This is a genomic window from uncultured Nisaea sp., assembly GCF_963974195.1.
GTDB lineage: Bacteria > Pseudomonadota > Alphaproteobacteria > Thalassobaculales > Thalassobaculaceae > Nisaea.
Map to the genome: position 1 here is coordinate 1 of NZ_CAXBDC010000135.1, position 10,190 is coordinate 10,190.

General features: G+C 58.3%; 9 protein-coding genes and 1 tRNA gene. 2 read left to right on the top strand and 8 right to left on the bottom strand.

From position 1 onward, the window contains the following. A partial coding sequence (locus AAC126_RS20165; RefSeq protein ID WP_339856880.1) for an ABC-F family ATP-binding cassette domain-containing protein occupies positions 1-1,388 on the bottom strand: 1,388 nt, incomplete at its 3' end. Between the two features lie 106 nt (positions 1,389-1,494). Here AAC126_RS20165 and AAC126_RS20170 point away from each other — a divergent pair. After that, positions 1,495-2,478, top strand: coding sequence for a DMT family transporter (locus AAC126_RS20170; protein WP_339856883.1), 984 nt, complete (start codon positions 1,495-1,497; stop codon positions 2,476-2,478). Here the strand turns inward: AAC126_RS20170 and AAC126_RS20175 are convergent. The 3 genes from AAC126_RS20175 to AAC126_RS20185 form a co-directional block, all read right to left on the bottom strand. Next, entirely contained in the window at positions 2,467-2,712 is a 246-nt protein-coding gene (locus AAC126_RS20175; RefSeq protein WP_339856886.1) for a helix-turn-helix transcriptional regulator, read from the bottom strand. The genes AAC126_RS20170 and AAC126_RS20175 overlap by 12 nt on opposite strands. A gap of 86 nt (positions 2,713-2,798) precedes the next feature. Then, complete coding sequence (locus AAC126_RS20180) at positions 2,799-4,889, bottom strand: adenylate/guanylate cyclase domain-containing protein (RefSeq protein ID WP_339856889.1); 2,091 nt, start codon at positions 4,887-4,889, stop codon at positions 2,799-2,801. Next, positions 4,879-5,397, bottom strand: a complete 519-nt coding sequence (locus AAC126_RS20185; RefSeq protein WP_339856891.1) for a hypothetical protein — start codon at positions 5,395-5,397, stop codon at positions 4,879-4,881. Before AAC126_RS20185 ends, AAC126_RS20180 begins: the two co-directional genes overlap by 11 nt. Positions 5,398-5,804: 407 nt before the next feature. Here AAC126_RS20185 and AAC126_RS20190 point away from each other — a divergent pair, with 407 nt between their 5' ends. Continuing rightward, positions 5,805-7,394: a caspase family protein gene (locus tag AAC126_RS20190; RefSeq protein WP_339856894.1), complete on the top strand. Its 1,590-nt coding sequence runs from the start codon at positions 5,805-5,807 to the stop codon at positions 7,392-7,394. Between the two features lie 203 nt (positions 7,395-7,597). Here AAC126_RS20190 and AAC126_RS20195 read toward each other — a convergent pair whose 3' ends face one another. The 4 genes from AAC126_RS20195 to AAC126_RS20210 all read right to left on the bottom strand — a co-directional run bounded on the left by AAC126_RS20195 (position 7,598) and on the right by AAC126_RS20210 (position 10,010). Further along, entirely contained in the window at positions 7,598-8,569 is a 972-nt protein-coding gene (locus tag AAC126_RS20195; RefSeq protein WP_339856897.1) for a porin, read from the bottom strand. Positions 8,570-8,934: 365 nt separating this feature from the next. Further along, positions 8,935-9,011, bottom strand: a tRNA-Arg gene (locus tag AAC126_RS20200). A gap of 15 nt (positions 9,012-9,026) precedes the next feature. Then, the gene (locus AAC126_RS20205) at positions 9,027-9,341 is read right to left on the bottom strand and encodes an ETC complex I subunit (RefSeq protein WP_339856900.1); all 315 of its coding nucleotides are present in this window, start codon (positions 9,339-9,341) and stop codon (positions 9,027-9,029) included. A gap of 111 nt (positions 9,342-9,452) precedes the next feature. Further along, a complete protein-coding gene (locus tag AAC126_RS20210; RefSeq protein ID WP_339856903.1) occupies positions 9,453-10,010 on the bottom strand; it encodes a hypothetical protein in 558 nt (185 codons plus the stop codon). Positions 10,011-10,190 lie beyond the last annotated feature (180 nt).

Sequence of the window (10,190 nt, forward strand, 5' to 3'; positions counted from 1 at the left end):
AGATGGTTGGTCGGCTCGTCGAGGATCAATACGTGCGGGCTGTCATAGGTGATCAGGGCCAGCGTCAGGCGCGCTTTCTCCCCTCCCGACAGATGCTTCGACAGGGTTGTCTGCTTGTCCTGCACAAGGCCAACACCACCAAGCCGTGCCCGGACCTTGTCCGGAGCCGCCCCCGGCATCAGCCGCGCCATGTGCTCGGCGGCTGTCGCTTCCGGATCCAGATCCTCGACCTGATGCTGGGCGAAAAATCCGACGCGAAGTTTGGCTGTGCGGTGTTCGTCGCCATCGAACCGCGCAAGCCTGCCCGCAATCAGCTTTGCCAGCGTTGACTTGCCGTTACCGTTCCGGCCAAGCAATCCGATCCGGTCATCTCCATCGATGCGCAGACTGAGACCACGCAGGATCGGTTTTCCGGGCTCGTAGCCGACGCTGGCATTGTCGAACGTCACCAATGGCGGCGGCAGCTCTTCCGGGTTGGGAAATTTGAACCGGGTGGTCGGCTCGTTTACCGCATCGGGCAGCTTGCCCATTTTTTCAAGCGCCTTGATCCGGCTCTGGGCCTGCCGGGCCTTCGAGGCCTTGTAGCGGAAGCGCTCGATGAAGGCTTCCATATGCTTGCGCTGCGCGGATTGCTTGGTGCGCTGTGCCTCGATCTGGGCAAGTCGCTCTTCCCGGGTCCTCTCGAACCGGTCATAGCCGCCCTGATAGAGAGTCAGCTGATTGTTTTCGAGATGCAGGATGGCATCGACCGCCTTGTTCAGCAGCCCCCTGTCGTGGCTGACGATCACCAGCGTCTTCGGATACCGCGCGAGATAAGTCTCCAGCCAGACCGTGGCCTCAAGATCGAGATGGTTCGTCGGCTCATCGAGCAGCAGAATCTCGGGTTCCGCGAACAGCACCGCCGCAAGAGCGACACGCATCCGCCAGCCCCCCGAGAAACTCGACATGGGCTGGGATTGCATGGAGTCCTCGAAGCCGAGACCGGCCAGGATCGCCGCGGCCTTGGCCGGCGCGGCATGAGCGCCGATATCGGCAAGCCTGGTCTGCACCTCGGCAATCCGCATCGGGTCCTGCGTGGTTTCGGATTCCTGGATCAGCCGTTCCCGCTCCTTGTCGGCGCGCAGCACGACCTCCAGAGGTGTGTCCGGCCCGCTTGGTGCTTCCTGGGACACCATGCCGATAGGATCTTCCACACCGCGGCCACCACTGACGACGATGTCTCCACCATCCGGATGATAGGTATCGGTGAGCAATTTCAGCAGGGTGGACTTACCCGTACCGTTCCGGCCGACAAGGCCGACCTTGTGCCCGTCCGGGATCGTCGCCGATGCGGATTCGAAAAGGGTGCGGCCCGCAATGCGGAAAGTCATGTCTGTAATCTGGATCATGGCACGCCTGATAGCACTTGCCCCGACCGACGCCAATCCCGTGTAAGCAGACTTGCGGTTTCAGAGCGATAGGTAGATGGTCGGAGTTCTGCAAAAGGACTCCGTCGTGGCTCCAAAAAAAGAAACCATCGCAGGGGGTTCGATCTCCCCCGCCTCCAATGTTGCGCCAGTCACAGCCCAAACCGAACTTCCGGAAGGAAGCCCGAGATTCGGCTGGATGTATGGTGCCGTCTGCATGACCGGCGGCATCGGCCTGGTATCGCTGAATGACGGGATCGCGAAATGGCTGACCGACGCCTATCCGGTCGGACAGGTTGTCGCCCTGCGCGGTGTCCTGGTTCTGGTGCTGATTTTCGGCTTTGCTTTCTTGACCGGACGACGGCGTCAGCTTCGTGTCACCCATTGGCGATTCCAGCTCACCCGTGCCGCCATCATTGTCTTCAGTACCTACAGCTTCATCTGGGCCCTGAAGCTCATGGCCATCGCCGATGCAACGGCCATCGCCTTTGCCGGTCCGATCGTGACGGCGGCACTCGTCGTCCCTCTGCTGGGCGAGCAGGTCGGCTGGCGGCGCTGGCTGGCGATCCTGGTCGGGTTCTGTGGTGTGCTCATCATGGTGAAGCCGACCCCACAGACCTTTTCCGCCGTGGCCCTGCTGCCTTTGTTCGCGACTGTCATGGGATCCTTCAGGGATATCGTGACCCGCAAGATGCATCGCACCGAGAGCACCCTCTCGATGCTTGCCGTCGGGATGAGCCTCGTCACCCTCTCGGGCTTCGCCAGCTATCCGTTCACCGACTGGCAACCCGTTGCCTTGCCTCATATCCTGCTTTTCGGACTGAGCAGCCTCTTTGTCGGCGCCGCCCAGTTCCTCATGATCGAGGCATTCCGCTATAGCGAGGCGGGCTTCGTCACCCCGTTCAAATACACAAGCATGATCTGGGCGGTGCTGATCGGGTTCTTCGTCTGGGGGGATGTTCCCGATCTCTGGATTCTGGGCGGAACGGTGCTGGTGATCGGCAGCGGTCTCTATATCCTGCACCGCGAGAGGGTGCGCCAGCGGCAGGCAACACTCCCGTCAGAGAGCTGAAATTTCGGCCTGCCTGGACGGATTTTTGGAAGCGCTGAATGTATATTCACGCACACCGGCGGCCAGGGCAAAACAGGCCAATTCCACGGCTTTCGGAATATCCAGAGACTCGCCGTCACGCTCGCCCTTTTCATAATACTGGATCATGCGGCGCTTCAGACCGAGCGCTTCCGCCATTTCCTTCTGCGAGAGCTTCAGGAATTTTCTCAGCTTTTTGAATTCACCGGACGTCATGCCGCCTCCTTGAGAAGCGCATTATATGCGCTTCTTTTGGGGAAGGAACCGCTATTCTGAACCGTCACGAGCCAGAACCGGTTAATTCACCTCATGATCGGCACACTTTTCTCGCCGGAACCCGCCTCGGCGCCGCCGATCTTCGATTTGTAGAACGGGCCGAGCGACGGGTTCTCTCGCGCCAATTCCAACCCAAGCTGTTGTGCTTTGATCGTCGCCCCATGGCGACAGAATTCGAGAAAGCGCGCATGCCGCTCCCGAAGACCAATGAATTCAGCGGTCTCCGCCTTTTCAGGGCCACCCGTCACGGCGAAGATACCGATGCGGGCCTCCCGCCCCCGTACCAAAACTTCGTCTAGCTCCAAAACGGCCAGGCCCGCCGTTTGCCTTATCGTATCTTCGCTCACGATAAGATCCGCACCGAAGGTCTTGCACTGTGCTTCCAGTCTTGAAGCCAGGTTCACGGTATCGCCAACGGCCGTATAATCGAACCGCTGCTCGGACCCCATATTCCCGACGATTGCCGCACCTGTATGGATACCGATGCCAATGCGGAAGCCCTCTCCCTCAGCCTTCGTATGAGGCTCTCCCGCAAAGACTTCCTCATTCAATCGCTCCACAGCAGCAAGCATGTCGAGCGCTGCGGCAACCGCATGCCTTGCATGCTCCGGATCGGGAATCGGCGCATTCCAGAACGCCATCACGGCATCGCCCATATATTTGTCCACGGTACCGCCATGTTTCAAAATCGGCTCCGTCAGGACCGTCAGGAGACGATTGAGGATCCGCACGAGTTCTTCCGGTCGATCCGCCATCCTCTCTGAAAAAGCCGTGAAACCGCGCATGTCACAAAACAGCACGGTCAATTCCCGCACTTCTCCACCGAGATGCAGCTGACTGGGATCGCGAAGGATCCGCTCGACCATCTCCGGCGCAAGATACTGGCGAAAGGCCCTGTGGATGCCATGCCGCCGGGCCCGCTCGTTGAGAAAGCGCACCGGGAAAACAAGAAGCGTACCGGAAAGAATACCGATCATGGGGGCAGCGGGAGGCAGCCAGATCATCCCGGTGAAGAGCGCACAGGAAAGGCTCCAGATCAACGCCGCGAGCGCGCCTCCCAGCGGAAGAGAATATCCCGGCGACAACAACAAGCTGACAAAGACACCAAGGCCTGTCGCCAGCGATGCCAACAGAACGAGATAAGGCCAGTCAACGGTCCGGATTATCCTGTCAGCCATAACCGCTTCAGCCGCCAGCGCATGTAACAAGACCCCCGGCAGAGTTCCATCGGAGGCTGAAACAGCGATCGGGCTCAAGGCGCACCCCTCCGGGCCCGTTTCCGGGAGAACCGGATCCGGGTCCGGACGCACGAAGCGTGTCACAGAGCGTTTTCTGTCCTCTTCATCCAACCAGCTTCCGATGAAGACGATGCGATTTTCGAAAGCCTCCCGCAATAATCCGGGAGCGGTATCAGCGCAGGAAAGCAGATCGGAAAGGCCATAAACAGGCAGACTGAACGCCGCACGCCCGTCGCCAAGCGCAATAGCCGAAGGCATATCCCTCCCCGCATTGGCGAGTGTTGCAGCCACGAGGCTGGGGACACCCTCCCCGTCCACGAGCATCGTTCTGTCGTTCACAAGCCGATAGATACCGTCCGGCGAGGGCAGAAGTTCCATCGCCCCGAGGCTCTCGCGATCAAACCCCAGAGCGGCGACAAAAGGCGCGGCCGGTAATGAATTGGACGACCGTCCGAGCACCACTCTGCCCCGCCCTTCGTAAAGAGCCCTGATGAGCGGCTTGTCATGATCCGGCTGCCAGCGGTTTCCCGAATAGCTCAGAAGAATATCGAAACCAACGGCCTTGGCCCTGGCCTCCAGAAGAGTGTTCAGCGCTTCTGCGAGAACCGGCTGCATCAATGTTCGCGGGATCGCCGAAAGAGAGCCGGAGAACAGGCTTTTGGCATCAATTGCGATAATGGCCGTATGTGTTTCGGAATTGGCAGAACGGCCGGCATTCATTGCAACGGCCAGATCGTAAAAAAAGCCGTTTCCCCAATCGAACCTGCCGACGGTTCCGCCGATCACACCACCAAACAGAAATGCCGCCAGCACCAGCCCGTGGACCGTACTCCGATTGTCCTTGAGTTCCCGTGGCAGGAAACCCCGTTCATTCGGCACGTATCACCGCGAGATCGCTATGCATCAAAGCGGCAACGATGGCGATGCGCAGCGCAGGAGCTCCCGAACGCCTCAGCAGCTCCAGGTGATATTCTTCCCCTTCCCGCACCCAGGAGGGGAATGCTTTCATATCGATAACGCCCCTGGATACGTCGACGCTCCCCAGCACATGGCCGGATCGGCCTTCGATCCGGGCCTGGGAGATATCGCTCGAGCCCGGTCCGATGATGACGAGTGTCGCGGACGGAGAAAGCTGCAGGACGTTGTCGCCGCGGAACAGCACCCCGCCTATTTCCCTGGATGACGACGCCTTGCTGGTTTTCGGGCATCCGCGCGCCGTACGGCGAACGATATCGCCGCCGACGATACGGTAAGTTCCAGCGCGCATCGTCAGCAAACCGCTTTCGACGGTGACTTCCTCGCAGCGCTGATAATGCAGGAATGTCACCCGCGATCCCGGCTCAAGCGCCAGTTCGGCACCGTCGGAAACCTCCGAGAAAGCCGACAAGGAAGGCTTGGCCTCACCATTGATTTCTACAATGAGCGCAACTGGTTCCGCCGCGTTGGCAGAAACGGGAATAGGCGAAGCCACGGCCGTTACGATAAGTGCCGCTACAGCTAAAAGAGAGCTGGCTGAACCAAAACCCGTTGTCATACGCCGGAGCATTTCGACGCCTCCGAAACGGAATCCGGTGCAGGAGAAAGAACTCTTCGAATAGCCCGAATTCCTTAATGCATAATAGCACGACAGGACAAAATTGCTATATTTACCAGTCATAATTGCCGGGCTATGCCGATTGCGTGCAATTTATCGCCTTCTGGCCTAGCATATTGCAGGAGAGTGCGTGGATGGCCCTTCAATCAAGTGCCGCCAATGCTCGTCCATTACAGTCTGTGCATCACGGGAGGTACGCTATGTCCCGCAAACGCAGTCTTCGGTTAATTCTCGTTCTGGTCGCCACGATCATTGGCTTCTCTGTCCCGCCGGGGCCCGCATCGGCAGCCAGGGATCAGAAAGCCTTTGCCCTGATCATCGGAATTGACGATTACGATGGCGGATGGCCACGCCTGAACAACGCGGTCGGTGATGCGAGAGCGATCGCCGAAGCGCTTCCCTCTCTCGGCTTCGAGGTCGATCTCAGAACCAACGTTACCGGAGAAGAACTGCACCGCCTGCTGCTCGAGTTTTTCGTCATCAAGGGCGCGGACCCGGAGGCCAGATTGCTGCTCTGGTATGCCGGGCATGGCGAAACCATCGATGGCGAAGGATATCTCGTCCCGCGCGATGCACCGATTTCGGCCAAGCCGCAATTCCTGCTGGCAGCCACCCCGGTCCGCATGCTCGGCTCCTATGTCCGGCTGGCGCAGGCCCGGCACGTCCTCGCCGTGTTTGATTCCTGTTTTGCCGGAACCATTTTCGAGTCCCGTGGCGCTCCCGCAGCCCAGACAGTCGCCCGCATGAACGAGCCCGTTCGGGAATTCCTGACATCCGGAGATTCAGGTCAGCGGGTTCGGGATGACGGAAGTTTCAGGGAATATTTCCTGCGCGGTATTACAGGCGACGCCGAAGCCAATTTCAACAGGGACGGGTTCGTCACCGGCGCCGAGCTCGGGCTTTACATGTCCCAGAGAATCACCGAGCTGACCGGCTCATCCCAGACTCCGCAATACGGAAAGCTTCACGACATCCGCTTCAATCGCGGCGATTTCGCGTTCATGGTCACCCCCCCTCACACCGCCCCGCAAACGGAACCGGATCAGGATCTCCTGTTCTGGGAGTCGATCAAATGGAGCGCATATCCGGAAGAATATGAGGCCTACCTGCAAAAATTCCCCCAAGGTCTCTTTGCCGCACTGGCCGCAGACCGGCTGAAGAGGTTGGCGGCTCCGGGAAACATCCACGCGGGTAATTCCGTGCCCGGGGTCTGGTCTCTGGATCAGACAATGATCGTGGATGGAGATGTTTCGGTGAACTTGCGCGGCAAGCCGGATCAGAATGCTCCCCTGCTGGAACAGATCGCCCCAAAAACCGAGGTCATGGTGACCGGCAAAACGGCAAATGGGCAATGGTATCGCGCTGCGCTCGGAGATGGCCGTACCGGCTATATATTAAGCAGCTATCTCGTAACGACAGCCAGCAAGACAGGTTCTTCGCCGGCGAAACGTAACCATATGCTGCATGCGACGTTCGGCCCGCCGATTAGTGAAACAGTCACGATCCCCTTTGATCCGGCGCAGGCTGAAATCCGGCATGCCGCCTATTTGCAGAGCGGGGCCATTGCCTGGTTTGACGGCGATATCTACGCCAATGAAATGGCGCTTTCGATCTTTGTGGACTCGCCCAATCACCACAGCGTGGCCCCAAGTTTCCGCCATATCTTTGATACAGCCGTTCCAAATTCCCAAAAACTTGAGAATCTGACCCCGGAATCCGGGCGCGCCTGGGCGGATAGGGACAATGATTACAAGGCACTCACCGTACAGGTGGATCTGACTATACGGTAGCCGACCCGAAGGGGGCGCACCGGGCGCCCCCTTCGGCCACCGGGCTAGAAAGTAAGCCTGATGCCCGTTATGGCGTAGGCCGCCTCGACATCGCCGACACCGGCGGTATCGCTGGTATATTCGGAATAGCCGAGCGTTCCCTGCAGGGAAACACCCGGGCCAAGGATGTATTGGCCGCCAAGGGCAAACGTATCCCTGTCCGCTTATGCCGTCCCAGGAACCGTGCTGCCGACCAGCCCTTCCCGTTCACCATGCAGATAGGTGGCGCTTACACCGTACTGGCCGAAGTCATAGGCAGCACCGACGACATAGGCGTCGCCGTCATTGACACCTGAATCCGCGAATTTCGCGTAGGAACCGCCAACCTGGAAGCCGGCATAATCAACAGTGAGGCCAAACGCATAGGCTTCCGGCTCCTCATTGTTCCCCGCTGCCTCGAGGAACGTGCCGTATCCAGCGGATGCTGCGACCTTCACGCCGTTAAAATCGCGGGAATAGTCAATCCCGGCCATGACACCATCGGTCAGGCTGCTGTTATCCCGGTCCGGCTGGACATTATCGTCCTGATTGCTATCAGGCGCATAAGACACGCCAACGCGGAAACCTTCGACCCTCGGTGTGTAATAGGTCAGTTTGGTGGAGTCGTTGGCGCGGCCCGGTTCGATATATGTGCCACCAAACGGCGCCCGGAAGTACCCGGAATCGCCAATCGAGGTATTGCCGGTCAATTCCCAGTCCACGGTATCGCCGGAATTGATCCCCATGCCGTATTCCTTCGGCGCGACATGGGTTTTGTAGAGTGCCGAATTTTCGTCACCGATATCGATCTGACCGAAATTGCCGCGAACAGTCAGGTAGCTTTCATCAATCTGGTCACTGCTGTTGCTGTTGCCTTCAAGCTGGACGTTGATCCCGACCTCAAGGCCGTTATCCAGCGTGGTGGAGCCCTTGAAATGGATTTCCGTATCCGACTTCACATCGAAACCGGAAAGATCCTGGGTGCTGTTCCCGTCGTCCTGGATGTCCGTATAGCCAAACCATTGTTCAGCATAGCCCCCGACACCGATTTTGAGTTTTTCCGCCGCATCCGCGGGAACGGCCGAAATGATGAGTCCCGCCGCTACAAGCGTTGTGGTCTGGAGCAAGGCCCTCTTGGGCTTCACAAAGTTTTTCATCCGTTATCCCCATGCACCCGGCAAGCCGTGCCCGCCCAAGTGCTAATCTGATGTAAAAACGAGCCGGCAGCAGGACGTCGCATGCTGACCGGTTACCCTCAGATAAGGATAAGTACACATATGTACAATACGAGTGCCCAACACAAAATTTCGCGGCAGGCATGACACAGGCAGAAGGCCGCGCTGCGTAACGGTTTCAGGGATAATTTCCCATGTGGAAACAGATCGTATCGAATTGCAAGGTATTGAAAAACAAGAGCCCCCCGCACTTAAGGGCAGATCATATGCCCACGGGTTTACTGTGCGCCCCAATCAAATTCGGGGAGCGGAGGAAGATCTGGTTTTCAGGGTGAGATCATGGAAACTGGCGACCCCGGCAGGACTCGAACCTGCAACCGTCGGATTAGAAGTCCGGTGCTCTATCCAGTTGAGCTACGGGGCCGCGAAACAGGCGGAATCAGTGTGTCCAGGTACCCCAGGTCTCAAACCGGTCGGCCGCGAAATTATCGGCATAGCCTTTTGGCTTCAGACTGCGCTTGTGATCGCCCTGCACGATGTAGTCGAGCTCGTGTTTCTTGGCGTAGGCAACGGCCTCTTCCTTGGTCTCGAATGTCAGCCGGACCTGATTGTTGGTATCGCCGCTGCTGACCCAACCCATCAGAGGCTCCGGCCGCCGGGCGGTTTCGAGAGTCGGCTCCAGCACCCAGTTCTTCGTCTTTGCGCGCCCTGACTGCATGGCCGTCTTGCTCGGCCGGTAAATCCGCACTGACATAGAAATCTCTCCTCGTACCCCGAGGCCCTTGCGAGCCCTCTGCACGCCCACAAAAGAGCGCCTTGGGTTTCGTATCGCTCAAAGGCGTTGCAAGGTCAATGCGGCAGAGACTCAGCTTTTCGGCCGGACGATCTTCGGCCCCAGATTTTCAATAACCTCTTGCGCCCTGTAGACGTCCGCTTTGTTGCCGGAAAGCTCGGGTCCGCCCACGACAATCTCCGCGATCGCCTCATAGCGGGAGATCGGAACGCTTTCGTCCGGGCCGGTATAAATACGGTGCCGGAAATAATAGCCGCCATGATAGCCAAAATAGCCGTAGCCGGCATATCCGAAGGGGGCATAGGAATAGTTCAGATAGCGGTCGGTCTTTTCAACGTCCCGCTCGACCACGATAAAATAATCGGCGCCCTTCTCCCGGGTAAGTTCCGCCGCGCGGTAAAGCAGATAGGTCTCGACGGTTTCACGGTCGGTGGCTGAATTGCCGCTGAAGCTGACCCGGTAGCGATCACTTTCGATACTGCTGTCCTTATAGCCAAACCGCTCGGACAGTGGTGCATAGGGAGTCGGAGACGCACATCCAGCGAGTACGGGAAGAAGTATCAGGGCAATCAGCAACAGAGCCGGAAATCGCATCCGGATAATCGAAAAGCCCAACTGTTCCATAACCATGATTTTGTTCCCGGCTAACGAGGACACGGCACAAAAGCTATGTGCCATCATTTACAAATAATAAGACGCATTCGCAATTTCTATCAAAGAAAGACGGATCGGCGCGCGATAAACATCAATTGAGTGTGAATGGTCGGGGTGGACGGATTCGAACCGCCGGCCCTCTGCTCCCAAAGCAGA